Below are 26930 nucleotides of genomic sequence, written 5' to 3' on the forward strand. Positions count from 1 at the left end.
CTCACCGGTCATCCGGCCTCCCCAGAGGCGGCGCCATTCCCTTCCCCTCCTCCAGGACGTCCCGGCGTCCGGTGCTCTCCATCTGGTCGATCTCGGAGATCTCCGGGTGGTGGAAGTCGAAGGCGGGGGACTCGGAGCGGATGCGGGGCAGGGCGTAGAAGTTGTGCCGGGGCGGCGGGCAGGAGGTCACCCACTCCAGGGACCGGCCGTACCCCCAGGGATCGTCCACGGTGACGCGTTCCCCGTACTTGGCCGTCTTCCAGACGTTGTAGAGGAACGGGAGGGTGGACAGCCCCAGCAGGGCGGCGCCGATGGTGGAGACGGTGTTGAGGGCGGTGAACCCGTCCGCGTCCAGATAGTCGGCGTACCTGCGGGGCATGCCCTCGGCGCCGAGCCAGTGCTGGACGAGGAAGGTGGTGTGGAAGCCGGCGAAGAGGGTCCAGAAGTGGATCTTCCCGAGCCGTTCGTCGAGCATCCGCCCGGTGAACTTGGGCCACCAGAAGTGGAATCCGCCGAACATGGCGAAGACCACGGTCCCGAACAGCACATAGTGGAAGTGGGCCACCACGAAGTAGCTGTCGGTCACGTGGAAGTCCAGCGGCGGCGAGGCCAGCAGCACACCGGTCAGCCCGCCGAACAGGAAGGTGACCAGGAAGCCGAACGCCCACAGCATCGGCGTCTCGAAGGAGAGCGAGCCCTTCCACATGGTGCCGATCCAGTTGAAGAACTTCACTCCCGTGGGGACGGCGATCAGGAAGGACATGAAGGAGAAGAACGGGAGGAGCACCGCCCCGGTGGGGAACATGTGGTGCGCCCAGACGGTGACCGAGAGCCCGGCGATGGCGATGGTGGCGCCGACCAGACCGATGTAGCCGAAGATCGGTTTGCGCGCGAAGACGGGGATGATCTCGGTGATCACGCCGAAGAACGGCAGCGCGACGATGTAGACCTCCGGGTGGCCGAAGAACCAGAACAGGTGCTGCCACAGCAGCGGGCCGCCGTTGGCGGCGTCGTAGACGTGCGCGCCGAACTTGCGGTCGGCCTCCAGCGCGAACAGCGAGGCGGCCAGCACGGGGAAGGCCATGAGCACCAGCACGCTGGTGAGCAGTACGTTCCAGGAGAAGATCGGCACCCGGAACATCGTCATGCCGGGGGCCCGCATGCAGATGATGGTCGCGGTGAAGTTGACCGCGCCGAGAATCGTGCCGAACCCGGAGAGTGCCAGCCCCATCACCCACAGGTCGCCCCCGAGCCCGGGGGTGCGCACCCCGCCCGAGAGCGGTGTGTAGGCGAACCAGCCGAAGTCGGCGGCGCCCTGGGGCGTGAGGAAGCTGCCGATGGCGATGAGGGAGCCGAACAGGAAGAGCCAGTAGGAGAGCATGTTCAGCCGGGGGAAGGCCACGTCCGGAGAGCCGATCTGCAGCGGCATCACGGCGTTGGCGAACCCGGCGAACAGCGGCGTCGCGAACATCAGCATCATGATCGTGCCGTGCATGGTGAACGCCTGGTTGAACTGCTCGTTGGACAGCAGTTGGAGGCCGGGCCGGGCCAGTTCCGTCCGCATGCCGAGCGCGAGGAGGCCGCCCAGCAGGAAGAAGACGAAGGCGGTGCACATGTACAGCGCGCCGATCTTCTTGTGGTCGGTCGTCGTCAGCCAGGCCACCACCACCGCGCCCGGTCCGCGTGCGGCCGGTCCGGTGGCGCTCGGGGCCCCTCCGCCCTCGGCACGCTCCGTCGTCATCACCACGTCGGCACCCCTTCTCACCCGGTTGGCCGCCGCCGTCGTTCTGCCACGGCCCGGCCGGTCTGCTGCGGGTTATAGCCCGGCGGTGGCCGTCCCGGGGCCGCGACATCCGGACGGCGGCGCAACGGCCGCGGGATTCACGCGGACGCGCCGCCGCCCACCGGGCGCGGCACAGCCCGGCGGCCCGGCCGGTGGCAGGCGGCCTGAGCCCGGTCGGGCGGCCTGCTGCCGGGCGGCGGACGGGGGATGGCGGATGGCGGGAAGCGATGTGCGGTATGCGGTATGCGATACGGGGTCGCCGGATGCCGGGTTGGACGGCGAATGTATGCAATATGCGATACACACGATGCCGGGTCGGACACGGTGAGCGACGCGCGGTATGCGGTATGCAATACCCAGGATGCCGAGCTACCAGATGCCAGGCACCGGATGCCGACTATCGGATCCCAAATGCCGGATACCGGATACCGGATGCGGCAGCCCTCCCCCGCCGGCCCGTCAGCCACGGGGGCTCTTCTCGTGGGGTGGGTCGTCGTCGCGGTGGGCGGCGCCGGGGCCGTGGCTGCCGGCCGGCCGCGGGGTGGGGGCGGGCGGGTCGGGGGCGGCGCGAGCCGGGCGGGCGGCTGTGGTGAGGGCCCGGCGGCAGGCCCTGGCGGCCCGGCCGAGGCCCATGCACAGCACCACGACGGCGACCGCGGCGAGGGCGTCGAACCAGAAGTGGTTGGCGGTCACGACGACCACGACCAGCGTCAGCACCGGGTGGGCCACCACGAGCCAGCGCACTCCGCGCCGGCCGATCCGGACGACGGCCAGGGCGATCAGCAGCGCCCAGGCGATGTGCACGGAGGGGACGGCGGACAGCTCGTCGGCGACGACACTCCCCGGTCCACCGCCGTAGACCGACTGTCCGTAGCGCTCGGCCGTGTCGGCGAAGCCGAGCCGGGCCACCAGGCGCGGCGGTGCCACGGCGACGGTCTGGGCCAGCAGGGAGACCACTGTGACCAGCACGATGCCGGTGCGCACGCGCGCGTAGTCCGCCCGGTGTCGCCAGAACATCCACACGAGCAGGGCGGCCATCGCGCCGAAGTGCATGGCGAGGTAGTAGTAGTTCGCCGTCTGCACCAGCCACGGATGGGGCAGCACGGCGTGCTGCCAGGCCGCCTCGTCGGGCAGGCCGAGGCGCTGCTCCCAGTGGTGGATCCAGCGGGCGCGGGCCACGGCGGCGTCGAGGTTCCCGGCGGACATCCGCGTGGGGAGCTGCCAGACGAGGAAGACCGCCGAGACGATCCCCGCCTCGCGCAGCAGCGAGGGCACCAGGGGCCACCGCAGGCGCCGGGCCGGCAGGCTCAGCGCCAGAAGGGCCAGGGGGACCCCCGCGGACAGGAGCCAGGGCGTGACGGCGCCTGCCGTCACCGCTCGCCCTCCGCGCTGCTCGGCGCTTCCCTCACCGGTGACCGGATCACACCAAAAGGGTAGAAAACGTCCACGCATCCGGCCGCACGAGGAGCCGCGCGGGGGGGCGTGCGGGGGCCGCAGGGGCAGCGCGGCAACCCCGTGTGACCCCTTGTACGCGTCCCGGCGCACGGGTGTCGTCGGAACGCACCAGGGAACCCCGGTCGAGTAGCCACATCGCAGTCGACACAGCGTGGCCCGGCTCGGTCGGGTCAGCGGGACGGATGCACCATGACCAGTGGGTACATGGGTCCCGGGGGCTTCGGTCGGGACCCGTTCGAAGAGTTCGTCGCACGCTTCCTCGGGGGCACCCCGTCCGGGGGCGGCGGCCGGCGCGGCGACCCGCGCTACTTCGACTTCTTCCGCCTGATGAGCGAACCCGCCCGGCAGCTGATCTCGCAGGCGGCGTCGTATGCGGCCGAGCACGGCAGCAGCGACCTGGACACCGAGCACCTGCTGCGCGCCGCCCTAGTCTCGGAGCCGACGCACTCCATGGTGGCGCGGGCCGGGGCGGACCCCGACGCCCTGGCCGCCGAGATCGACCGCGACGCCCAGGAGGGGCCGCCGCGCACGTCCCTGTCCGTGAGCCCCGCGGTCAAGCGGGCGCTGCTGGACGCCCACGACATCGCCCGCTCCCGGGGCGCCTCCTACATCGGCGCCGAGCACGTGCTGGTCGCGCTGGCCGCCAACCGCGACTCCACGGCGGGCCGGATCCTCAACGCCGCCCGCTTCGACCCCCGCTCCGCCGCCCCCGGCAGCGGCCCCGGCCAGGGCCAGGGCGGGCCCGAGGCACCGGCGCGGGGCGCCCCCCAGCCGGCCGAGAGCGGCACGCCCACCCTCGACAAGTACGGCCGGGATCTGACGGACCTGGCCCGCGAGGGGCGTATCGACCCGGTCATCGGCCGCGACGAGCAGATCGCGCAGACCATCGAGATCCTCGCCCGGCGCGGCAAGAACAACCCGGTCCTCATCGGCGAGGCCGGGGTGGGCAAGACCGCCGTCGTGGAGGGCCTGGCCCAGCGCATCGCCGAGGGGGATGTCCCCGACAACCTGCTGGGGCGGCGGGTCGTCCAGCTCGACTTCGGCAGCATCGTGGCCGGCACCCGCTACCGCGGTGACTTCGAGGAGCGGCTCACCGGCATCATCGACGAGATCCGCGCCCACACCGACGACCTGATCGTCTTCATCGACGAGCTGCACACCGTCGTGGGAGCGGGAGGCGGCAGCGAGGGCGGCTCGATGGACGCGAGCAACATGCTCAAGCCGCCGCTCTCGCGCGGTGAGCTGCATGTCATCGGGGCGACGACGCTGGAGGAGCACCGCCGGCACATCGAGAAGGACGCGGCGCTGGCCCGCCGCTTCCAGCCGGTGCTGGTCCCCGAGCCCAGCTCCGCGGATGCCGTCGAGATCCTGCGGGGCCTGCGCGACCGCTACGAGGCCCACCACCAGGTCCGCTACACCGACGAGGCGCTGGTGGCCGCCGTGGAGCTGTCCGACCGCTATCTGACCGGTCGCTGCCTGCCGGACAAGGCCATCGACCTGCTGGACCAGGCGGGGGCCCGGGTACGGCTGCGCACCGCCACCCGCGGCACCGACGTGCGCGCCCTGGAGCGGGAGGCCGAGCAGGTGCGCCGCGACAAGGACCAGGCCGTGGCCGCCGAGGACTACGAGCGGGCCAAGGAGCTGCGCGACCGGCTCACCGAGCTGGAGGAGGCCATCGGCCGGGACGAGGAGCGGACCGACCACCGGCCGGACCACGGGATCGCTCAGGTGACGGTCGAGGACATCGCCGACATCATCTCCCGGCAGACCGGCATCCCCCTCAGCAATCTCACCAAGGACGAGAAGGAGCGGCTGCTGGGTCTGGAGGAGCAGCTGCGGCAGCGGGTCGTCGGCCAGGAGGAGGCGGTCACCGCGGTCGCGGACGCGGTGCTGCGCTCGCGGGCCGGGCTCTCCAGCCCGAACCGGCCGATCGGCAGCTTCCTCTTCCTCGGCCCGACGGGCGTCGGCAAGACGGAGCTGGCCCGCGCCCTGGCCGAGGCCCTGTTCGGCAGCGACGAGAAGATGGTGCGGCTCGACATGAGCGAGTACCAGGAGCGGCACACCGTCAGCCGCCTGGTCGGCGCCCCGCCCGGGTACGTCGGCCACGACGAGGCCGGGCAGCTCACCGAGACGGTGCGGCGCAATCCCTACTCGCTGCTGCTGCTGGACGAGGTGGAGAAGGCGCATCCCGACGTCTTCAACATCCTCCTCCAGGTCCTCGACGACGGGCGGCTGACCGACTCCCAGGGCCGCACTGTCGACTTCACCAACACCGTCATCGTGATGACCAGCAACCTCGGTTCGGAGGCCATCACCGGGCGTGGCGCGGTGCTCGGCTTCGGCCAGGGGGCGGAGGCCGACGAGGAAGCCCGGCGCGAACGGGTCCTGCGCCCGCTGCGCGAGCACTTCCGGCCGGAGTTCCTCAACCGCATCGACGAGATCGTCATCTTCCGGCGGCTGGACGACGCCCAGTTGCGGCAGATCACCGACATGCTGCTGGAGGAGACCCGCCGGCAGGTCCACGCCCAGGGCCTGTCCATCGACTTCTCCCCCGCCGCCGTCGACTGGCTCGCCCACCAGGGCTACCAGCCCGAGTACGGGGCCCGGCCGCTGCGCCGCACGATCCAGCGCGAGGTGGACAACCGCCTCTCCCGCATGCTGCTGAGCGGGGAACTCGAGCCCCGCAGCCGGCTGCTGGTCGATGTGGCGGACGGGAAGCTGGACTTCCGCACCCAGGGCGCGACCTGAGGAGGGGCCGATGTCACTGACCTTCCGCAAGAGCATCCGCGTCCTGCCGGGGGTGCGGCTCAATCTGAGCCGCCGCTCCTGGTCGGTCACCCTCGGCGGACGGGGCGGGCCGCGCCGCACCGTCGGCTCCACCGGCCGCCGCACGTCCTCACTGAACCTGCCCGGCCCCTTCGGCCTCCGGCGTACCAGCAGCACCCGCGGCCACCGGCGCTCGCGCAGCCGCACGTGAGGGCGCCGCCCCGGACAGCGTTCCTTTCTTTTCCCGCTTGCGCCTTGTCGGGCTCGTGCCTTCTCGGGGCCGGAAGGTGAAGGCTCGGCAATCCGGTGGAGGTTGTGACCGACGCGCTCAAAGAACTGCGCGGAGCCACCGTCAATCCGTAGCACCTCGTTAGGCTTTGGCCTCCGTCTGACCTGGGCGAAAGCCTTGTGTTGCGTCCGGAATTCGCCGCGTCGCCGTCCGTCAGGAAGGGGAGTATTCCGGCGTGATGGGCCGATTCGGTTGGGGGGTTCGGTTGGGCTGGAAGACGGATGTCGAAAAGCTGCAGAAAGCCGTCAAGGACGTGTACGAGAAGGCGGATTCGGGATTCACCGAACTGCGAGAGCAGAACGCGGAATCGCGGGGGCTGCTGAAGCAGGTGCATGCGGATCTGGCCAGGCTGCGGCAGGAGGTGGAGGGGCTGCGGGACTCGTCCGCGGCGATGCGGACGGAAATCTACGCGCTGCGGCACCACCCCGCGTCCCCGGCGGCGACCGCAGGTGCCACTGGTGCCGTTGGTGCCGTTGGTGCCGACACTGACGATGAGGAGGGCTTGGCTCGGGTGCGGCTGCTGGGCCTGGCGGCGGCTGTGGCTCGCGCCGAGGTGGTGTGCCACCGCGATACGTGGGCGTTCATCGTGGAGCGGGCATCCCGCGGCGAACACTTCCGGCTGCCGACGGATATCTCGGAGCAACCGGACGGCACGGTGGAGGTGGACGTGTCGGGCCGGTCGCTGCTGGCAGCGGTGGACGAACTGTGGCAGGTGCAGAGAGAGCCGACGGTGTCGGAGGGGACGCGGCGGATGGCTGCCCAGGTATACCGGCGCATCGGGGAAGCGCTGGAGGGCGCGGAACAGGTGCCGGAGTCTGCTGGCGCGGAGGAACGGCGTGCGGTGAGGATCGTCATCGACGACCGGCCGGGGCCCGCGGTCGAGAGGCCACCGGCAGGCTGACCTCACGGACACACGGAAGCCCCCACAGGCCGGTGCTCTGCCCGAGCCCGCGCATTTCGGCTCGTGTGGAAGGGAGTGCGCGACCGGCTGTGCGTGTGGGCGGCTGACGGCATCCGGGAGAAGGTGTTCACCCCCCCCGGCCGGCCCGAGCCGACGACAAAGGCGACCGCGGCAACCCGGTCCAGGACGCCTTCGGCGTCGGCTTGGGCCGGCCTTTTCACTATGCGGTCGAGAGGCTGTTCGGAAGGATGTCCAGAGGGACGGCGACGCGCTGGTCGTGTTTGTCGGCGAGCCAGCGGTCGATGTCGAGCAGCCACAGTTCCCGTACCGTGACCAGATAGAACCGGCGTGGTCCGTCGTCCCGGAACTCCGACACCGGAAGGGTCCACTCTGTCCGGGTGACGGGGTCGGGGAAGTTCAGTTCGTAGTAGAGCTGGTGGGTCTCCTCCAGTTCGGGTTCGTCCACCGCCCGGCACTCCCCGGTGAATTGGAGTCCGTCCAGGCCGAACCCCGGCAGACCGGTCATGAAGACGGATCCGGCCACCTGCGCGCTCAGCTCGATGTTGCGGGAGTGCCGGGCGCGGGTCAGGGAGTAGTAGAGCAGCCGCAGCGGTGCGCCCAGGGCGACGAAGTTGACCGTGGACGCCCAGGGGGTGCCGTCATGGGCCGTCGCCAGCGTCATGAAGCGCCCCTGGGTGAAAAGGCGGCAGCTACGCTCGGTCAGGGATGCCTGCTCTGGAGCGTTCACGAGCCGGCCGCCTCCTCCCGGGTCCGGTCGAATCCCAGGGGTACGGGCGGATCGCTGAGCAGCGCGGCGTCCAGCAGCCGCCACCAGCGGGTCTGTTCCGTGCGCCGCTTCTCCCACACCGGGTCGCGGCCCCGCTGCGAGACCGCACGCCGGTACTGTCCCCAGGCGGCCTCGTCGGCGAAGGTCACGGTGTGCTCCAGCGTGTGGACGTGAGCGCCGATGGTCCTCACCGTCCAGCGGGTGGCCAGTACGGTGTCGAGGCCGTCGTAGAACCACTGCTCGCGCTTCTGCAACCACGCCCAGAAAGCCTGGGGGTCCCGTTCGGCTTCCTCGGTGAGTTCGATTCGGTAGACCATGTGCAGCATCGGTGATCTCCCCTTCCGTCCATCCGCGTGCGGGTGCGCGCGCTGCCGCCTGCCGTGGTGGGTGTCGTCGGCTACCCCACCGTCCGTGACAGCCTGCGGCGACGCCCGCGGGGGCGCGGTGGGCGCGGGGGCTCCGGGGGCTCCGGGGGCCTCGTCTCCCACGCGTCCCACTCCGTTCCCACCGCCCAGGGCCTGCTGCCGCACAGCTCGCGCCAACGGCTCACCGTCCGGTGGTTGTGCGCGTCAGCCGCCTCCTGCGTGCACGCTTCGCCCTCCGCCGGGAGCACGACGGCCGCCAGCGGTGAGAGCCGGGCTCCGCGGCGCACCTTGAGCTGCTGGGCGGATACGGCCAGTCGGCAGCGGCGGAAGCCGCACGCCGCCGCGTAGTCGATCAACGCGCCGTAGTTGAGGGCGAAGTATTCGCCGGAGGGTGTGGCGTGCTCGTAGTCGAAGCCGTAATACCGCGCGTACAGCCGGTCGTGGTGTGCGTAGCAGACGGTTACCGCGAGGGGGCGGCCGTAGCGCAGCGCGAAGCAGCCCACCGCGCGGTCCAGCACGCCGGACTCCTCCTGCGCGGCGAAGGAACGGTCCATCCACTCCTGCCCGGCGCTGCTCCCGTAACGCTGCCGGTTCTGGGTGACCAGCCGTGCCGCCTCGGACTCGGCACCCGCATCGAGCGGGAGCCATGTGACGGTGATCCCCCTCCGGTCCTGGGCCCGCAGCTCGGCTCGGCGTCGGGCCCGGTCACGTCGGGTCGCCCGATGGAGTTGCTCCTCCACACCGCCGACCGGGATGTCGATGTTCGCATCCGCGTCGTGCAGCAGCGCGCGTGCTCGCGGGTGCAGATGAGCCAGCTCCCGCGCGTCGTCGGCTGCGAGGTAGGGCAGGACGACGCCCGCTCGGCCTTCCTGCTCGGCAGTGGCAAGAGCGCCGTGCAGCAGCTGCCGCAGCACCTCGGTGCGGATCGCGCCCCGCACGCACATGAGTTCGTTGTAGACGGAGCGCCGCGTGCCGAGCCACAGGTAGCGCGACGGCCGGGAGATGCGGAAGTCGGGAAACATCTCGGGCAGGGAGAAGAGCCCAGGGGCGTCACCTTCGCCAGGCCAGGTGGGCAGAGCGCCCACCATGCGGTTCCCGTCCCAGGCGGTGAGGATCGGGCTGGGGCCGCTGGCCAGCTCCACCCCGCGCAGCCAGCGGTGGCTCTGGTAGAAGTTGTCCGGACCCACCAGGGCATCCCATACGTGTGGCGGCACTTCGCTCACGCTGGCGAGCCGGCCGGTCGTGAGGGCCGTGGCCTCGGGGTCGGTGGGAGCGAGCGTGTGAGCTGTCGGCTCAGCGCTTGCGGCCGACGATGATCGCGGCGTGGGGGCGATCGAGGTACGGCTGGAAGAAGTCATGGCTGTGTTCGGCGATCCCTTCTTGAGAGACGGTGAATCCGGGCCAGTTGATGTCCCCGAATCCGGCCTCGCGCAATGCCCGCTCCAAAGTGCCGCGGCTCCAGTAGTACGCCGTGACGCGCTCCTGATAGCGGCCGAAACACAGCTCCAAGGTCACCTTCGAGCCGTCGGCCCGCGGTTCCGTCTCCCACAGCCGCAGGCCGTAGCGTTCGTAGAAGGTCCCGTCGGGGTGGAAGGACGGGTTGACGGGCAGCGTGACGAACCGGCCGCCGGGCCGCAGCGCTCGGGCGGCGAGGGCGCACTGCTCGGAGAGGGAGGCGTAGTCCGGGGCGTAGGGCAGGACATACACGCCCAGCGCCAGGTCGAACCGCCCCGCGAACTGCTCACGCGCCGGGGGCGTGTGGGTGTACCGCACACCCAGGGGGTGTTGCTCCTCGGCTCGGCGGGCCACCTCCAGCATGCCCTCGGAAACGTCGTACCCGAGCACTTGAGCGGCTCCACGCCGCTTCAGTTCCCTGCTGTACAGGCCGGTGCCGCAGCCGATGTCCAGTACGCGCCGGCCCTCCACCGGGCCGAGGGAGCGCAGCACGCTGACGGACTCCATGTGCGCCCGCCAGGGCAGCGTGAACATCTCCTCGTACATCGGTCCCAGCTGGTCGAATTGTCCGACCATGCGCCTCTTCGCCTCCCTCACACGCGCAACGCTCCCGGTAGCCGGAACACCTCCCACTGCAACACCTGGTGCGAGCATTCCGGAACGGATGCGCTGAGCGATTCCGTGAACGTGTTGAAAGCGGAGGCAGCCGGTGCCCCAGCCATCCGGCCGCCACTGTCCGGAAGCCTCTGGCAGTGCGACTGCCGCGCCCTGGGAACCACCTCCGGCCCTGCTCACACTGGTGCCGGCGCCATTGCCCAGTTCGACGCGGTCGCTGCCGACGGCGCGGGCACAGGCCCTGAAACCTGTCGCCTGGTGCGGTACCTGATGTCGCTTTTTCCGGCTCACCGGTGACGGGGCGGCAGGCGTCGAACGCGGCTCGGTCTCATGAGAGCTTCGGACGTATGGGCGGCGAGGCGGTCGCCGTCCTGCCGCACGGGCCAGGCCGCGAGCCCTCCGGGCCCCGAGTCGACGACCGCTCGCACCAGGTTCCGCTCGACGTGTGTCCGTCCGCCGGGGGTCGCCGACAGCGCCGCCCATGCCGGAGTCCACGACAGCGAGGTCAGTCGGCGCTGAACACGCCCACGGGAAACTCCCCGAGACGAGCCAGCATCCGCTGAACCTCCGCGGGAATCCTCGGCACCCACAACGCCGCCGACCAGATCACGGCCGCTGACGCCGGCGCGGTGTTCGAGGTCGATGTCGTGGGGATCGTCCGCGTCACGCACGCGTTCCCGCCTCTGCCGCGCAAGTCCGCGAACCCGGTCATCGTCAACATGCCGAGCGGCATGGGCTCCTTCGTTGGCCACCCACGACACCGAACGCGTCGAGCGCCGGGCCGTCGCGCCGCTCTGCACAGCGTCGAAGGCCGCCATGACCATGCTGACCACGCCGTACGCAATGGCCTGGCCGGCTCCAGTACTCGGTGGTACCGTATAGCAGTACTCGGTAGCACATAGTACCGATCAACGCTGAGGAGCACCCGCGATGGAGGACCTGACGGAGATGCTGAAGGGCACGCTCGAAGGGTGCGTGCTCGAAATCATCGGCAGCGAGGAGACCTACGGGTACGCCATCACCCGTCAGCTGAACGAACTCGGCTTCACCGATGTCATCGAGGGGACGGTGTACACCATCTTGCTGCGACTGGAGAGGAACGGACTCGTCCAGGTGACGAAACGACCCTCCGGGGTCGGTCCGCCGCGCAAGTTCTACACGCTCAACGACGCCGGACGCGAGGAACTCTCGAAGTTCTGGGCGAAATGGCAGTACCTCTCATCGCGCATCAACAAGCTCAAGGAGGGCGGGAGATGAACTTCTGGGAAAAGGCCACGGGCGGCGATCTCACCAGAGACTGGAAGGCGTTCGAAGTCCGGGTCGAGGCGCTGCCGGACAACTACCGGGCGGCGTGGGGACAGATCGTCGCCCACCTCTTCCCCTACGGGGACTTCACCGGCCGCAACCTGACGCCGATCCTCGACTCCGCCCTGGGGCTGCTGGAGGTGTCGGCGGCGGACGGGCAGAGCGCCCACGAGGTGCTCGGTGACGATGTCCGGGGCTTCTGCACGGCGCTGGCCGGCGGAGCAGGGGCCCGGACTTATCGCGACCGGTGGCGCGAGCAGCTGAACAGGAACGTCGCGAGAAAACTGAGCCGACTGGGAGACTGACGTGGGCATCCAGGACATCATCGAAGGCAAGAAGCAGTGGCGGGCGCACGTTGCCCGGGTCAAGGCACTGCCGCCGGACTATCAGATCGTCTACAAGGAGATGCAGAAGTACCTGTTCAAGGTCGGACCGGTCAGCCTGCCTGACGGGCCGCTGCTCCCCGGGATCGTCGGCTTCTTCGAGGAGGGTGCCGCCGCGGGCAGAGGAGTTCTGGAACTCATCGGCACCGACGTCGCCGCGTTCTGCGACGACCTGATCAAGGACTCTCCCACCTACGCGGACGTCTACCAGGAATCCCTCGGCGGGGAACCCGGCGCGAACGGGAAGTGACTCGGGCACGGGCGGCAGGTGCTCGGTCTCGGCGATCGGCGGAGCGGTGGTCATGATGCCCCCCTCTTTTCTTCTTCGTGGCTCCTGGGTTCTCCTCTTCGTGGCTCCTGGGCAAGGTTCAGGTGGTGGCGGGGGGACCGGAGAAGGCTCAGGGCAATCCGAACTCCGCCACCCTCGTCCGCCTCGACGACACTCTTCGCGTATCCGTCTCGGCCCTGAGGGAAGACCGCGCGGAAGAGCGCGTCCGGGTGCGGAACGCCGACGGTGTCGTGCCCCTGCGGAAGGGCGAGCGCGGCGGCGCGGCCCAGCTCATGCCGGTCGCCGGCGGCCGGACGGCCACCGAGGTCTGGTGCTGGAAGCCGGAACCCGGCGGAGATTACCCCGGTCCTCCGCACCAGGCGGGCCTGACCGAGACCATCGGTGTCATCGCCGGGCCGGATGACGCTCGTCGTCGGCGGTACCGAGCATGCCGTCGAGGACGGACGCCGGACCGCCGTGTTCGGGGCCCATGCTCCCCGTGCCTACTGCGGTGCGGTGGGCACGGGGACCTGCCACCTGATCATGGCCGTCCACCTGCCGCCCGGCGCCGTGTGACAGCTCCCCGGACCCTCAACGGGCCCCACCGGGTCCTCCGACTCCTCCTGACGCCGGGTCAAGCCCAACGTCCTAGTGACCTGAGTCAGAGATTCGTCGACAGTAAGTGGCGACCTTGTCGAGGATCTCGTCGGCTGTCTTGGTCCAGACGAACGGCTTGGGGTCCTCGTTCCAGTCGGTGAGCCAGGTCCGGATGTCGCGTTCGAGGGCTTGGACGGAGCGGTGGACGCCGCGCTTGAGCTTGTTTTGGGTCAGCTCGGCGAACCACCGCTCGACCAGGTTCAGCCAGGAAGCACCAGTGGGTGTGAAGTGCAGGTGGAACCGCGGGTGCGCCAGCAGCCACCGCTTGATGTCCGGCGTCTTGTGGGTCGCGTAGTTGTCCAGGATCAGGTGGACTTCGAGGTCCTCGGGGGCTTCCTTGTCGAGCTTGGTCAGGAACTTCTTGAACTCCGCCGCCCGGTGGCGGCGGTGGAGGGAGCCGATGACTTTCCCGGTGGCGACCTCCAGGGCGGCGAAGAGGGTGGTCGTGCCGGCCCGGAGGTAGTCGTGGCTGCGGCGTTCGGGAACGCCGGGCATCATCGGCAGGATGGGCTGGGACCGGTTCAGGGCCTGGATCTGTGACTTCTCGTCCACGCTCAGCACGAGTGCCTTCTCCGGCGGATCGAGATAGAGGCCGACGACGTCACGAACCTTGTCGATGAACAGCGGATCGGTGGACAGTTTGAACGTCTGCGACCGGTGCGGCGCCAGTGCGAACGCCCGCCAGATCCGCGAGACCGTCGACTGCGACATTCCCGTCGCCGCTGCCATCGATCTGGTGGACCAGTGGGTGGCGTTCTTCGGCGTCTCCTCGAGTGTCTTGACGATGACCCGCTCGACGTCAGCATCGGTGATCTTCCGCGGGACGCCGGGCCGCGGATCGTCGCACAGACCGTCCAGTCCCCGTTCGAGGAAGCGGCGCCGCCAGGTGCGGACCGTGTCCGGAACGACCCCTGACCGGCGGGACACCTCCATGATCGAGTGACCTTCAGCGCACTCCAGCACGATCCGCGACCGCAGGGCCAGAGCCTGGGCCGTTGTTCTGCGACGCACCCAGCCCTCCAGCACGGTCCGCTGGGCATCAGTGAGCGACAACGGCGGAATCTTCGGACCCGGACGACTCATACCCAACCAACGACGAACCTCTGACTCAGGTCACTAGTGGCCCGTCCCGGCGCTGGGAGGCGGTCCGCATCCGCCGGGGAGTGGGCTGGGGTGTCCGTCAGCGAGACGGTTCGCCACGACGGACCGAGCCGGGTGCCCTGGCAGCCGGGCGGTCGGCGCGGGTGGAGGACGTGAGCTGCCAGGGCACGCTGATGACCATGACCCCGGGGGTGAAGAGCAGCCGGGCTTTGAGCCACAGCGCGGACTGGTTGTGGAGCAGGTTCTCCCACCAGTGGCCCACGACGTACTCGGGAATGAAGACGGCGACCACATCGCGCGGGCTCTCCCGGCGGATGGAGCGGACGTAGTCGACAACGGGTCGGGTGATCTCCCGGTATGGGGAGTCCAGAACCGTGAGGGGGACGTCGATGTCGAGGTCCTGCCACTGGTGCTCCAGTGTCTGTTCCTCGTCGCGCTCGACGGCCACGGTGAGGGCTTCGAGCCACTGGGGCTTGAAGGCGCGGGCGTATGCCAGGGCCCGCAGTGTCGGTTTGTGGATGGTGGAGACCAGTACGATCACCAGCACGCGGGAGGGCGGAGTGAGTTCGGCCCGCGGGTCGGTGACGGCCAGTTCGGCGGCGGTGGCGTCGTAGTGGCGTTTGATCCCGTGCATCATCAGCCACATGACCACGGCGGCGACCACGGCCAGCCAGGCTCCCTGGGTGAACTTGGTGGCCAGCACGACGACCAGGACCAGGCCTGTGGTCACCGCACCCATCGCGTTGATGACCCGGATCATCTGATGGTGGCGGCGCAGTGCCGGGTCCGTCTCGACGCGCAGCTCGCGGTTCCAGTGCCGGACCATGCCGGTCTGGGACAGCGTGAACGAGGTGAACACTCCCAGGATGTACAGGTGGATCAAGTTGGTGACGTTCGCCTCGAAGCCCCATAGGAGCAGGCCGGCCGCGGCGGCCAGCGCGATGATGCCGTTGGAGAAGGCGAGCCGGTCACCGCGCCTGTGCAGCTGGCGAGGCAGGTAGCGGTGCTGGGCAAGAATCGAACTGAGTAGCGGGAATCCGTTGAAGGCGGTGTTCGCCGCGAGGATCAGAACGAGCGCGGTGGCGGCCTGGATGAAGTAGAAGCCGAGGCTGTGCTCACCGCCGAAGACCGAGGCCGCCAGCTGAGCGATTACTGTGCGCTGCTGGTAGGAGCCGCAGCTTCCCTCCAGCCCGGTGAGCTGGCAGGGATCCTCGGTGATGTGCACCTTGGCGACGACGGCCAGAGTGGTGATGCCGCCGAACATCGTGATCGCGATGATCCCCATGACCGCCATGGTGGTCGCGGCGTTCTTCGACTTCGGCTTGCGGAAAGCCGGCACCCCGTTGGAGAGCGCCTCCACGCCCGTGAGGGCCGTACAGCCGCTGGAGAACGCACGCAGGACGAGCATCACCAGGGCCATACCCCGCAGATCCGCGTCCGCCGGAACCGGCTCGATGCCGTACCGGGCGCTCTCCGAGACCGGCGCGTCACCCAGCACATAGCGGAACAAGCCCGTGCCCACCATGATCAGTACGCCGCCGACGAACAGGTACGTGGGGGTGGCGAAGGCGCGCCCCGATTCGCGTACCCCGCGCAGATTCATCGCCGTGAGCAGAGCGACAAAGCCCAGAGCCAGCGCTGTCCGGTACCCGGCAAGCTCCGGCACCGCCGAGATGACGTTGTCCACACCCGAGGCGACCGACACGGCCACCGTCATCACGTAGTCGACGAGAAGCGAGGCGGCGACCACCAGACCCGCGTTGACCCCCAGGTTCCGCGAGGCCACCTCGTAGGAACCGCCACCGCTCGGGTAGGCGTGCACCACCTGGCGGTAGGAGATCACCACCACCGCCAGCAGGACGACGACCGCCGCCGCGATCCAGGGGGTGAAGTGCAGGTAGGCCAGACCGCCGAGGGTGAGAACCAGCAGGACCTCCTCGGTGGCGTAGGCCACGGACGACAGCGGGTCCGAAGCGAAGATCGGCAGGGCCAGGCGCTTGGGCAGCAGGGTCTCCCCCAGCTCCTCGCTGCGCAGCGCGCGACCGATCACGACGCGCTTCAGCAAGCCGGCGATCTTGACCACGGCACGAGCGTAAGCACCCACTCCGCCCGCTGCCCGGGCCGCTACGCCGAGCGGCGGAAATTTCCGGCGAAGGTCACGCCTGCCGCGGTCCCGGCGTCGCGTGGCGCCGCCCCGGCCCTCCCCCGCGAGCTACGGCGAGCGCTGTCGAAGGCGGAGGATCGATGCACGCCAAAGGCCTGTCAATGGCGGATCAAGGTCACCTTCGACCGGCATTCCGGAACACGGCTAGCGAACAGCGTCCGACTCACATCGGTGACGGCCCGTGCCACCGGGAGGCGATGGCCCCGGCCGTCGCCTCCTCCACCGCTTGCGTGCCTGCGTCCGCGAGTACGGGAACCGCCGTTGAGCGGCCCGCCGGACGCGACGCGCACGGGACCGCGCTCACTTGCCGAGGCGGAAGCGCAACCGGCAGATGACAGCGGCGGTGTCCCGCCGCAGCGCGTGCGCGACAACAGCGCCACGCTGGTTGTGGAGCAGCCGCTGCCACGGCCGGGCGGGCTCGACCTCGGGGATGAGCACGGTGATGCGTGTTCCGGGGCGTTGATGTGCCAAGTCGTCCACCCACGCGGTCAGTGGGCGGCCGAGTGAGCGGGTGGCCGAGGGGATCTCGATCAGGGGTGTTCCCGGCCGCCACAGTTCCCAGTCGCGGCGCAGCGCTTCGGTGGCGTGGCGGGCCTCGTGGTCGTCGTAGGCGACGGTGACCGCGACGACTTCGTCGCCCAGCGAGCGGGCAACCGTAAGGGCCTCACTGGTGAGGCGGGACAGCCCGGAGACGGGAACGACCACCAGTGAGCGGTCGCGATGCGGGGGGCGGGGTATCCGGCCCAGTTCCAGTCGCTCGCCTATCCGCGCGTACGCGGCGTGGACGCGGGTGAAGGCGAGAACCAGCAGCGGCAGTGCGAGGGCGATCAGCCAGGCGCCATCGGCGAACTTGGTGGCGGTGACGACAATCGCCGCCGTTCCGGTGAGCAGCGCACCCGTGCCGTTGAGCGTGGCCCTGGCCCGCCAGCCGTTGCCCTTCTCGCCGCACCAGTGGCGTACCAGGCCAGCCTGGCTGAGGGTGAAGCCGATGAAGACGCCGATGGCGAACAGCGGAACCAGCGCGTTGGTGTCCCCGCCGGAGAAGACCAGGAGTGCGGCAGAGGCGACGGCCAGCGCCAGGACGCCGTGGCGGTGAACCTGCCGGTCGGCCTTGAGGCCGAAGACGTGCGGCAGGTAGTTGTCCCGTGCCAGCAGGCCCATCAGCACCGGCAGACCGCCGAAGGACGTGTTGGCTGCCAGAGCCAGCAGGACCACGGTGGCGAACTGGACGACGTAGAAGGCCGCGCTGTGCCCGAGCGAGGCATCGGCAAGCTGGGCGAGGACGGTGACGCCCTCGACCGGTTGCAGATGGAACCGGCTGATGAGGACCGACAGACCGATCAGCATGCTGCCCAGCAGCGCACCGAGGAGGACCTCGGTGCGCTGGGCGCGGCGGGCCGCCGGAGCGCGGAAGGACGGTACGGCGTTGGCCACCGCCTCGACTCCGGTCAGCGCGGAACACCCCGAAGCGAACGCTTTCAGCAGCAGGAGGGCGCCGACCGTCGTCGCGTTGTCGCCCAGTGCCGGGACGTGGCCGTCGGCGGACGCCGTGGAGACCGGTGCGTCCCGGAAAAGCCCGATGGCGATCAGTGCCAGTATCGAGCCGACGAACAGCACGGTGGGCAGGAGGAAGATCCGTGCCGAGTCGACGACACCACGCAGGTTGACCGCGGTGACCATGGCCAGCACGCCCAGGCACAGCCACAGCCTCTGGTCGTACAGGGCGGGGAAAGCGGAGGTCAGCGCGGCGACACCGGCGGTGACCGACACGGCCACGTTCAGCACGTAGTCGAGAACGAGCGAGGCGGCCGCCACCAGACTGCTGCGGCGGCCCAGATACCTCTTGGCGACCGCGTAAGCACCGCCGCCGTCGGGGAACGCGGCGATCACCTGGCGGTAGGAGGCGACCAGCACCGTCAGAAGCGCCGCGATGGCGAGGGTGACGGGCAGAGTGAACCCCAGACCGTGGCCGCCCGCCGTCGCCAGGACCAGGACGATGGCCTCCGGCCCGTAGGAGACGGACGCCATCGCGTCCAGGGAAAGCGCGGCCAGTCCCTGAAGCGAGGTCAGCTTGTACCTCTCGCCGGCGGGGACGGAGTCCGACCGGCCAGAGGGGAGGGCGGGACGGCTGTCCGGCGGCTCCGGCTTTGCGGGGGAGCTGTACTCGTGAGGCCAACGCGGGCGTCTGGAGGAGAGGGGCATGAGGGGACCTCCGTGGTGGTGAGATCCCAGCGTGCGGGAGCCGCCCCGCGCCCTCCTGCGCTCCTGGCAGCGCCTTGACGCCATCCCCGGCGGTCTTCGCGCAACCCTGACGCCCGCCCCTGACACAGAACCAGTGCCACCTCAGGCAACTGCCCTCTGCGGTTCCCCGCACGCTGCGAGAAATCCTTCGACCGCGAGCGGGACGCGGTGGGTTTCGCCACCCGGGTGGAGCACGACATCCGCGTTCACCTACACCACCCACCCGGCACAAGCGCACTGCCGTCGACCCGGTGCGGACGAACGGACGAGGCGGCCCTTACGCCCACCAGTGGGCCACTCAAGCACCCGACCATCAAGCGTTTCGGCATGCGGCCGTACCCCCGCCCCGGCCGGCATGGTCCACGCCGGCGCACAAGCCACCGTGACCTTGACGAACGGTGTCTCCCTTCACGAGGTGTCCCCCTGACTGGGGCACCGTTCGATCAAGGTCACGGCCGACCGGTACGGCCATCTGACGCAGGACGGCCACGAGCGCTGCCGTCAGATGGCGGCCACGGCGTACGCCGGCCACCTGCCCGGCGGGCTCAGCACAGCCCGTGCTTCCTCAGAAGCCGTTGTCTTTCCGGATGTGACGGTCGGGTTTCCACAGGTCAGGCATGAGACCAGCTTCCGTGCAGCAGGGATGGCACGTTGTGTCGTCTCTTCGGTGGAGGTGCCGGATGCCGTCGGTGGTGGAGTTGATTGAGGAGCGGGAGCTGGTCGCCCGGCAGCGGGTGGAGTCACTGCGGGATGAGGTGGATCGGCTTGTGACCGAGTTGAAGGAAGCCGAGTCCATGCAGGAACGCCTGGCGATCGCGAAGGAGACGGTGAGCCGGGTGCTGTCGGAGTCGGGTAGGTCGGGTGTCGTTCAGGTGCCCGAGGCTGCCGGGCCGACCGTGCCGGAGCCGGCGGTGCGTCTGTCAGGGAAGGTGCCCGGCTCGGCGGTGCCGGTGCGGCAGAACGGACTGGCAGTCACGGCGCTGTCGCCGGACTACCAGCGGATCATGCACATCCTGGCTTTCCGTGAGACGCCGATGATCTGTCGGCAGATCGCTGAGGCATTGGGGCTCGAACCGGTCCCGGCGAAGATCGAAGGAGTGCGGTCGAAGGCGAAGCGGCTGGCCGCGCGGGGCTGGCTAGCGGAGAACCTGAACCTGGACCTCGACAGCGGGATGGATGTGACCGCCTACCTCGGCCTGGCCAGCGCCGAGGTCCTCCTCGCCACCTGGCCAACCCTCATGACGATTGGGCTGCTGTAGTCCGTCCCACGCTCCACGAGGTACTCGGGCTGCACGCCGTCATGTCTCTGGCCACGAAAGCCCTGCGTCTGGCGAATCGCCTCCTTGTCTGAAGGAACTGCTGGGCCACCGCGCGTGCGAGCCCCCGGCACCTTCCACCAACTAGGCCCCCGAGCATTCCAGGGCTCAGGACGAAGCCAGCTTCCCATCCCCGAGTCCCGGAGGCCCGGGTGATCTTCGGCGCCACCAAGCTGTGGCAGAGCCTGGGAACTTGACTGCGAGATGCCTCTGGCCGCGTCATCCCCTCCCTCCCCCCACGTGGAGCAAAGTCTCGATGTCACTCCTCGTATGGAATGGATTGCACACAGCATCCTTGCCGCATAAGGTCGCAGGTGTCTCGATTCGCACGATCGTTCCACTCGTAACCCACACCTCTGGAGGTCACAGGTGAGGCATGCCCGAAAGAGACTCGCGGGGTTAGGCTCCGCTGCGCTTCTGGCCTCTGTCGCTGCAACGGTCCCAGCAGCCGCCGAAGACCACGGCCCTGACCCCGCCCAGCCGCTTACGAGCGTTCCCCAAGCACAAACATTGGAGAGCAAGCTCGGCGACGACCGAACCGGCGGCATGTACTACAAGGACGGACGCTTCGTCGTCACCGTTACCGACGAAGAGGCTTCCCAGACAGTCCGGGAGGCTGGCGGGACACCCGAGTTGGTGACCCGCAGCAAAGCCGAACTCGCCTCCGTTCACCAAGAACTCGACGAGCTGGAGGGCCTCCGCAACGCGGCGTGGGGCGCCGACGCGAGCACCAATCAGGTGTCCGTCGAGATCTTCGACGGAGCCCCCGCTGACAGCCGGGAAAAGATCGAGACGGTCGCAGCAGCACACCCGGGCGCGATACGCGTCGAACGGATCGAGCAGAAGCTGTCATTCAAGGCCACAGATCTGCGTGGAGCCAACGGGATCGTCTCCCAAGGCCATGGCTGCAGCGCCGGATTCAACACGAAGAACTCCTCGGGCGCCATCTACACGCTCACAGCCGGCCACTGCGTGCCAGGAACAGGTAATACGTGGGTCATGGAGTGGAACTCCGCCACGATCGGGAAGCAAACCGCGTGGGGCTTCAGTGGCCCGCAGGGAGATTGGGCCACCATCAGGGCGAACGCTGACGGTATCAATCCCCTCGGCACTGTCAGATACCACGGCGGCGTCTATAAGCAAGTCGACAGGTCGCGCTTCCCCGCGCAGGGGGAAGACATCGACCGGGTCGGCGTCACCAGCCAGGACACAACGGGTCGCGTCACCAAGCAGGTCGTGACCGTTGATATCGACGGCGTCAAGCTGAAGAACATGTTCGAGTCGGACGTCTGCGCTCTCGGGGGCGACAGCGGCGGACCAGCACTCCGAGGAACGACAGCCCTGGGCCTCCTCTCCGGCGGTACCGATGAGACGAGGTGCACCTCCTCCTCCAGCGGCACGTACCGGAACTACTTCACGCCGGTGCAGAGGGTGTTGGAACAACGCGGTCTTCGCGTCTACTGACAGACGCGTCTGCTGTGCCGCAACCGATGGAACGCACCCTCGGCCAGTCCCGTCATAGCGACGTGACGGTCGGTCACACCATTTTTCCGGGAGGTCACATGCGGGCAAGGGTTTCGCGTCCCCTCAGTCTGCTTGTCGTGGTTGCCTTATCCGCTGGCTTGGGGGCCCTACCCGGTTGCGGCAGTCAGCAGGAACCCGGGGACGGTGCACGGGGCGTCGGCACCGCCACCAACACCGCTTCCGCAAAGGCCCAGGCGCACCGTGCCCGGCAGGTCGCCGCCGCCTGGGACGGGTCGGCGTCAGCCGCCGCGTGGCGCGCTGGCTACCACCCCATCGACGGGGTGGTCCAACTCCCGCAGGGTGGCCTACGGGACTCGGCCGACCGCCGAGCGTTCAAGGACTACAGCTTCGTTCTTCGAGCAAAGCTGCCCACCGCAAACCGACCCGAGGGGCGGGTGGTCTGGGATAAAGGCGGCTCGCTCACCCGCCCGCTGTGGGGAGCGAAGAAGGCTTACGAGTCCCTGGCCGCCTCCCAGAAGAAGGCTGAGCCCTCCCTGACGGTGACCAAGGTGAAGCTGGGCACGATGCGTGTGGCCACCAGCCGCGGAGCAGCGACGATCCCGGCCTGGCTGTTCAGCCTCGACGGCTACGACTCTCCACTGAAACGAGCCGCCGTCTCGCCCTCGAAGCTCCCCCAACCCCCCATCGGACGGGACGGCGACGTCCCCGGACTCCCACTCCACCGGCTCGTCCGCATCTCCTCCGACGGACGCTCGGTAGGCGTGGTCGCCTTCCATGGCGCCTGTGACGACGGCGCTGTGGTGAACGTACAGGAGACCTCCGGCAGTGTGGTGCTCTCGCCCTCCGTCAAGGGCCAGAAGAAGGGCCGCTGTACCAAGCAGGCGATACTGCAGAAGGTGACGGTGAAGCTGGACCGGCCCGTCGGCAACCGCGTGCTCCTGGATGCCGTCACCGGCAAACCAATCCCCTACAAATCGCCACACCGCCCCTCACCGAGCTGGAGCTGAACACCAAAAGCAAGCCCACGCTTCGTCGTCAGGCAGTCGCGAAGGATCTTCCAGCCCTTCATCCGGGCGAAGACGTGCTCCACGCGGGCGTGGACTGTGCGGTGGGAGGCGTTGTGCTCCTCCTTCCAGGCCGGGAGTCCGGTCCGGCCCCTCTCGCGGCGGTGGGGGATGACCAGACCGGTGCCCCGGTAGCCGCCGTCTGCGATGACTGTGGTCTTCTTGCCGACGGCTTCTTCCGCGCCGGACAGCTCCCACGCGCCTTGCAGTCGTTGCGGTTGCCGGTGACTGGTCGGCCGACCGCGACGAGGAGCCGGGTGTCGGCGTCGATGACGGCCTGGTGGCTGGTGGAGTACCTGTAGTTCTTGGACTGCTCGGCGATGGTGTGGTCGCGGGTGGGGACGAGGGTGCCGTCCACGATCAGCACGGTGTCCTTGCGGTACCGCTTGCGCTGCTGGAGGGCGAGCGCGGGCCCGAGGTGGTCGATGATGCGGCCGGCGGCTGACTTGGACACCCCGAACAGCGGAGCCAGTTGGCGCAGCGTCAGGTTTGTGCGCCAGGAGGCGGCGACCAGGAGTACGCGGTCCTCCAGCGGCAGGCGCTCCAGGGCCGGCCCTTGCGCACCGGGCCGGCACCCTCGCGCCGGAGCGCGGTGATCAGCTTGCCGAACTGGCGCGGGCTCAGCCCGGTGAACGGAGCTGTCCAGGACGGCTCCGACGCCGTGATCACACCAGACACAGCAAGATCATCTCACCCGACCAGCAGTTACGGGACTCCCGATTCCCCATTCTCAGCGAGACCGGCACGATTCCCTATGCCGATCTGCTGAGGAGGTCGTGGAACCGGACCATCAAGCGTTTGCGCCTGCGGCCTTACACTCCTCACGATCTGCGGCACAAATGGGCCACCGTGACCTTGACGAACGGTGTCCCCCTCACCAAGGGCCCGCGGGCGGGGACACCGTTCGGTCAAGGTCACGGCCAAGCGGTACGGTCGTCCGGCGCAGGACGGCCACGAGCGCTGCCGTCAGATGGCGGCCACGGCCTACACCGGCCACCTGCCCGGCGGGCTCAGCCGAGCCCGTGCTCGCGCAGCACCCGCCTCTGCGCCGCCGTCAGCTTCGTCGGGAAGTAGACGTAACAGACACCCCCCGTACCGCTCCTGACCTTGCCGTTTGCGTCCTTGCGCTTGGTCCGGAGCCAGATGTTCTCGAACTGACGCCTCTTGTACACGTGCCGGACCGACGGGTTGTCGGGTGAGGCCGGGTCGTTGGCGATGACGTCGCCGTCCTTCGTGAAGCCGATGACGGTCATCAGATGGCCGGCCGTGCCGTAGCCGGCGCCGTCCAGTTCGGAGGCGATGAAGGACTGGGAGGTGATCAGCGGGATGCCGGCGGCGATGAATTCTTCGGCGTCGTTGAGGGAGCCCAGGCGGGTGACGACGGCGTTCATGTCGCGGTAGGTGGCGGCATAGGCGCCGTTGAAGGGCCAGTTGCCGCAGCCCTGGTACTGGTAGTCGAAGGTGTGGCGGGCGGCGTGGCACACCTGGGGGTCGGCGTAGTCGGGGTTCACCCAGGCCAGGTCCTCGGCGGTGGGCCTGCGGCCCCAGTACTCGATGATCATCTGCGAGGAGGTGGGGCTGCACCACGCCTCTCCCCCGTTGTCGTACTCGGGGTACTGGCCCTTGTGGATCTCCTGCGAGTAGCGCGGCACCTTCAGCTCGACGGCCTTGCCGAGCGAGGGTGTGGAGGCGGGGACCTCGAAGCGGTCGGGCACGTCGGAGCACATCGCGCCGGCCCGCCACACCGTCGGGGTGGCCTTCGTGCCCGGCGCGCGGTGGAGGGTCAGCCGCAGCCGGTAGGAGGCCAGCCGCAGCCCGCCCGCCAGGTCGTCGACGGAGAGGGTGTCGGTGTAGACGGTGCTCCTGCCGTCGCTCTGGCCGTCCACGGAGGTGCGGCGCGGGACGTCGTCACCGTCGCCGGAGGTCCAGATGCCCATGGTGTACCAGGGCGTCGCCTTGCCGTCCGTGTAGGTGCCCTGCAGTTCGATCCTCAGCCAGGTGCCGTGGGGGGTGTGGGCGTTCCAGGAGGCGATGACCTCTCCGGCGGGCACGGTGCTGGTGTGGCGGGGCGAGGTCCAGGTGGCGTACTCCCAGGTGGCCGTCCTGCCGGTGTGCGGGTCGGTGTAGTCGGTGCGGCCCGCGGGCGCGGCGATGACGATGCCGGGGCGGGCGCCGGTGCGCACCCGGGTCCCCTCGGCCTCGCCCGCGGCCCAGTCGCGCTGGGACGCCCAGGCGTGGAAGTCCACCGTGCCTGCCTTCCCCGGCCGGCCCGGGCGGCCGGGCCTGCCCTGTCCGTACGTGCCCGTGGAACCACCCGACCGGGTGTCGGCTGCCAGGGCTGCGGGTGCCGCGACGGCCGAGGCCGCCGCGGCGACGGCGGCGGCCAGAACGGTGCGGCGGGTGGCGGATCTGCTGGTCATGCGTGGTGCCCCCAGTCGGTGGATCGGTGCGGCGGGTTGTGACGGGTACGCGGTCGCCCGCGGGAAGCCCACTATTACGGCTCGGACAGGCGTGTGCCAGGGCTTCGGCCGTTCGGCACGCCGTCGCCATTGGCCGGGCCTGTGAACGGCGGCCCTCCGGGTGCGCGACCTGGGGTCGCACACCCGTCCGGGGCACCGCGTACGCTGGGGGAATGCCCGGTTCCCTGTCCCTCGAAGCGCTCGCGCGGCGCCTGGGCACGCTGCCCGCCTCGTGCGGCCCGGTGCGGCTGGTGGGTGTGGACGGGCACGCGGGTTCGGGGAAGACGACGCTGGCCCGGCGGCTGGCGGCGCTGCTGGGAGCGGCACCGGTGCTGCACCTGGACGATCTCGCCAGTCACGAGGCCCTGTTCGCCTGGACGGACCGGCTCACCGCACAGGTCCTGCGACCGCTGGAGCAGGGCGGACGGGCCCGCTACCAGGTGTACGACTGGGTGGCGCGGGCCTACACCAGCGAGGCGGTGCTGCCGCCCGCGCCGGTCGTCCTCGTCGAGGGCGTGGGCGCGGGGCGCGCGGCGCTGCGGCCGTACCTCGCCCTCCTGCTGTGGATGGACGTGCCGCCCGAGGACGCCTGGCGGCGCGGCCAGGAGCGGGACGGCCCCGCGCAGCGGGACTTCTGGGCCGGATGGATCCCCGCGGAGCGCGCCCACTTCGCCGCGGACCCCTCACGGCCGTTCGCGGACTGTCTGGTACGGGAGAAGGGTAAGGGGCGTACGGGATACGAGGTGCTGGAGGGCGCCAGAGGGGCGCCGGTCCCTCGGGTGAATATGACCCTCCGTACAGGACACGGCAGTTGACGACGTTCCGGGGCACCGAGTGCAACCGTGCGGCTTGACCCATACGCCTTGGACCGATTACTTTTCCAGCAACGACCTTCGCAGGTCGTCCTCAGACACGGAGCCCCCGGTTGTTCCCCCGTGACCGGGGGCTTCGTTCTGCCCTGACGCGGGAAACGGAAGCACCACACCGTATTTGCCTCACTGGTTGTGATGGCTTGCGGAAGCTTCCGCTTGTGCGGACCGCGGCGCCGCGCACACCGGCGCCCCCGCCCCGGCGCCCCGAGCGCCCAGTCCGCTCCGACGCCGCTCTTCGGCGGCGCCCTGTACGCGGGTACGATGCGAAACAGCGTGGGAACCCCGGGTGATAACCGGCAGATGACGGGGGACGTTTCGTGGGGGACGTGATGAACTTCGGCACGCAGGACCCCCAGGGCCTGCACGCCCCGGCCGAACTCGCGTGGCTTCGCGGGGTGGACGCCTACACCGTCGGCGGATACGCCCAGGCCGAGGAGGAGTTCCGCACCGCGGTGCGCCTCGACCCCGGAATGGCCGACGCCTGGCTCGGCCTGCACGCCCTGCGCGCCGACACCGCCACCGCGCTGCTGCGGATGTACCACCACAGGGACCGGTTCGGCGAGCAGCGCCGCCGCCACGGACGCACCCTCAACTCCTGGTACTGGCTGGGCTGGTGGGTGCAACCGGTGCTGGAGAGCGAACGGGACCTGCTGCTGGCGCACGCCTCGCACTGGCTGGACGGGCGCCACGTGGCCGAACTCGACCGTGCGCTGGCCGGCTGCCCGCCGGTGGACACCGATCCGCAGGTGCGCTTCCTGCACGCGTGCCGCGCCTACCTCGCCAAGGACTGGGAAGGGCTGGTCGCCCACACCGAACCCCTGGTGGACGACCCGCTGCTGGGCATCGAGGCGGGCCTCTTCGCCGGTATGGCCCGGGTGCGGCTGGAGATGTACGGGCAGGCCGAACCGCTGCTGGCCGCCGCGCTGATGCGCTGCCGCAGCGAACAACCGCAGCGCAAGGAACTGCGCTACTGGCTGGCGCGCGCCCGCGAGGGCACCGGACGCAGCGCCGCCGCCCTGCCGCTGTACCGGGCGGTGCACCGCATCGACCCCACCTTCATGGACACGGCGGCACGGCTGACGACCATCGCGGAGAGCGACGGGGCGGGCGGCGCGGCCGAGGACCTGGCCGCCGCGGTCCTCTCGGGCGGCCTCGGCGGCCCGTCCCCCGACAGCGGCACGGAGGCGCAGGAGCTGTAC

21 protein-coding genes and 3 pseudogenes are annotated in these 26930 nt (G+C 69.7%); 12 read left to right on the forward strand and 12 right to left on the reverse strand.

Annotated features, from left to right (window positions below; genetic code table 11):
* Position 1 precedes the first annotated feature (1 nt).
* Entirely contained in the window at positions 2 to 1741 is a 1740-nt protein-coding gene (ctaD, locus tag FM076_RS04475) for an aa3-type cytochrome oxidase subunit I (protein WP_173868628.1), read from the reverse strand.
* Between the two features lie 501 nt (positions 1742 to 2242).
* A complete protein-coding gene (locus tag FM076_RS04480) occupies positions 2243 to 3157 on the reverse strand; it encodes a phosphatase PAP2 family protein (protein ID WP_345944891.1) in 915 nt (304 codons plus the stop codon).
* Positions 3158 to 3427: 270 nt separating this feature from the next.
* On the opposite strand from FM076_RS04480, the gene FM076_RS04485 reads away from it, so the two are divergent.
* The 3 genes from FM076_RS04485 (at position 3428) to FM076_RS04495 (ending at position 7194) form a co-directional block, all read left to right on the forward strand.
* Positions 3428 to 5986: an ATP-dependent Clp protease ATP-binding subunit gene (locus tag FM076_RS04485; protein ID WP_173868630.1), complete on the forward strand. Its 2559-nt coding sequence runs from the start codon at positions 3428 to 3430 to the stop codon at positions 5984 to 5986.
* 10 nt (positions 5987 to 5996) lie between these two features.
* A complete protein-coding gene (locus tag FM076_RS04490) occupies positions 5997 to 6215 on the forward strand; it encodes a DUF4236 domain-containing protein (RefSeq protein ID WP_173868631.1) in 219 nt (72 codons plus the stop codon).
* Between the two features lie 253 nt (positions 6216 to 6468).
* The gene (locus tag FM076_RS04495; RefSeq protein ID WP_173868632.1) at positions 6469 to 7194 is read left to right on the forward strand and encodes a hypothetical protein; all 726 of its coding nucleotides are present in this window, start codon (positions 6469 to 6471) and stop codon (positions 7192 to 7194) included.
* A gap of 220 nt (positions 7195 to 7414) precedes the next feature.
* Here the strand turns inward: FM076_RS04495 and FM076_RS04500 are convergent, their stop codons facing one another.
* The 5 genes from FM076_RS04500 to FM076_RS35250 all read right to left on the reverse strand — a co-directional run bounded on the left by FM076_RS04500 (position 7415) and on the right by FM076_RS35250 (position 11149).
* Positions 7415 to 7876, reverse strand: a complete 462-nt coding sequence (locus tag FM076_RS04500; RefSeq protein WP_173868633.1) for a pyridoxamine 5'-phosphate oxidase family protein — start codon at positions 7874 to 7876, stop codon at positions 7415 to 7417.
* 62 nt (positions 7877 to 7938) lie between these two features.
* Positions 7939 to 8307: a hypothetical protein gene (locus FM076_RS04505; protein ID WP_173868634.1), complete on the reverse strand. Its 369-nt coding sequence runs from the start codon at positions 8305 to 8307 to the stop codon at positions 7939 to 7941.
* Positions 8308 to 8378: 71 nt separating this feature from the next.
* Positions 8379 to 9560, reverse strand: a complete 1182-nt coding sequence (locus FM076_RS04510) for a peptidogalycan biosysnthesis protein (RefSeq protein ID WP_173868635.1) — start codon at positions 9558 to 9560, stop codon at positions 8379 to 8381.
* Positions 9561 to 9639: 79 nt separating this feature from the next.
* On the reverse strand, positions 9640 to 10377 hold the full coding sequence (locus FM076_RS04515) for a class I SAM-dependent methyltransferase (protein WP_173868636.1): 738 nt from the start codon (positions 10375 to 10377) through the stop codon (positions 9640 to 9642).
* A 544-nt stretch (positions 10378 to 10921) separates the two neighbouring features.
* Complete coding sequence (locus tag FM076_RS35250) at positions 10922 to 11149, reverse strand: hypothetical protein (RefSeq protein ID WP_428814678.1); 228 nt, start codon at positions 11147 to 11149, stop codon at positions 10922 to 10924.
* A gap of 197 nt (positions 11150 to 11346) precedes the next feature.
* On the opposite strand from FM076_RS35250, the gene FM076_RS04525 reads away from it, so the two are divergent.
* The 4 genes and pseudogenes from FM076_RS04525 to FM076_RS33390 all read left to right on the forward strand — a co-directional run bounded on the left by FM076_RS04525 (position 11347) and on the right by FM076_RS33390 (position 12948).
* Positions 11347 to 11673 (forward strand): PadR family transcriptional regulator, encoded by a 327-nt coding sequence (locus tag FM076_RS04525; RefSeq protein ID WP_173868637.1) that lies wholly within the window; start codon positions 11347 to 11349, stop codon positions 11671 to 11673.
* The gene (locus FM076_RS04530; protein WP_173868638.1) at positions 11670 to 12026 is read left to right on the forward strand and encodes a DUF1048 domain-containing protein; all 357 of its coding nucleotides are present in this window, start codon (positions 11670 to 11672) and stop codon (positions 12024 to 12026) included. The genes FM076_RS04525 and FM076_RS04530 overlap by 4 nt, the downstream gene beginning before the upstream one ends.
* Before the next feature lies 1 nt (position 12027).
* Positions 12028 to 12354 carry a DUF1048 domain-containing protein gene (locus tag FM076_RS04535; RefSeq protein WP_173868639.1) on the forward strand — a complete coding sequence of 109 codons (327 nt, stop codon included), beginning with the start codon at positions 12028 to 12030 and terminating at the stop codon, positions 12352 to 12354.
* Between the two features lie 77 nt (positions 12355 to 12431).
* Positions 12432 to 12948, forward strand: a pseudogene (locus tag FM076_RS33390) (XRE family transcriptional regulator).
* Between the two features lie 72 nt (positions 12949 to 13020).
* Here the strand turns inward: FM076_RS33390 and FM076_RS04545 are convergent.
* The 3 genes from FM076_RS04545 to FM076_RS04555 all read right to left on the reverse strand — a co-directional run bounded on the left by FM076_RS04545 (position 13021) and on the right by FM076_RS04555 (position 18496).
* Positions 13021 to 14112, reverse strand: a complete 1092-nt coding sequence (locus tag FM076_RS04545; protein WP_173868641.1) for an IS630 family transposase — start codon at positions 14110 to 14112, stop codon at positions 13021 to 13023.
* A gap of 97 nt (positions 14113 to 14209) precedes the next feature.
* Positions 14210 to 16213: an amino acid permease gene (locus FM076_RS04550; RefSeq protein ID WP_173868642.1), complete on the reverse strand. Its 2004-nt coding sequence runs from the start codon at positions 16211 to 16213 to the stop codon at positions 14210 to 14212.
* Between the two features lie 381 nt (positions 16214 to 16594).
* Positions 16595 to 18496: an APC family permease gene (locus FM076_RS04555; RefSeq protein WP_173868643.1), complete on the reverse strand. Its 1902-nt coding sequence runs from the start codon at positions 18494 to 18496 to the stop codon at positions 16595 to 16597.
* Between the two features lie 719 nt (positions 18497 to 19215).
* Here FM076_RS04555 and FM076_RS04560 point away from each other — a divergent pair.
* The 3 genes from FM076_RS04560 (at position 19216) to FM076_RS34905 (ending at position 22343) form a co-directional block, all read left to right on the forward strand.
* Positions 19216 to 19794 carry a hypothetical protein gene (locus FM076_RS04560; RefSeq protein ID WP_173868644.1) on the forward strand — a complete coding sequence of 193 codons (579 nt, stop codon included), beginning with the start codon at positions 19216 to 19218 and terminating at the stop codon, positions 19792 to 19794.
* Positions 19795 to 20361: 567 nt separating this feature from the next.
* A complete protein-coding gene (locus tag FM076_RS04565) occupies positions 20362 to 21315 on the forward strand; it encodes a S1 family peptidase (RefSeq protein ID WP_173868645.1) in 954 nt (317 codons plus the stop codon).
* A 455-nt stretch (positions 21316 to 21770) separates the two neighbouring features.
* The gene (locus tag FM076_RS34905; RefSeq protein ID WP_345944892.1) at positions 21771 to 22343 is read left to right on the forward strand and encodes a hypothetical protein; all 573 of its coding nucleotides are present in this window, start codon (positions 21771 to 21773) and stop codon (positions 22341 to 22343) included.
* Here FM076_RS34905 and FM076_RS04575 read toward each other — a convergent pair.
* Positions 22304 to 23078: pseudogene (locus tag FM076_RS04575) on the reverse strand (transposase). The gene FM076_RS34905 and the pseudogene FM076_RS04575 overlap by 40 nt on opposite strands.
* 332 nt (positions 23079 to 23410) lie before the next feature.
* Complete coding sequence (locus FM076_RS04580; RefSeq protein WP_173868646.1) at positions 23411 to 24820, reverse strand: peptidase C39 family protein; 1410 nt, start codon at positions 24818 to 24820, stop codon at positions 23411 to 23413.
* Between the two features lie 212 nt (positions 24821 to 25032).
* Between FM076_RS04580 and FM076_RS04585 the strand changes: the two genes are divergently transcribed.
* The gene (locus FM076_RS04585) at positions 25033 to 25674 is read left to right on the forward strand and encodes a uridine kinase family protein (protein WP_173868647.1); all 642 of its coding nucleotides are present in this window, start codon (positions 25033 to 25035) and stop codon (positions 25672 to 25674) included.
* A 386-nt stretch (positions 25675 to 26060) separates the two neighbouring features.
* Positions 26061 to 26930, forward strand: a pseudogene (locus FM076_RS04590) (AAA family ATPase); the annotation flags it as partial.

This window comes from Streptomyces albus subsp. chlorinus, assembly GCF_013302895.1.
Taxonomy (GTDB): domain Bacteria; phylum Actinomycetota; class Actinomycetes; order Streptomycetales; family Streptomycetaceae; genus Streptomyces; species Streptomyces chlorinus.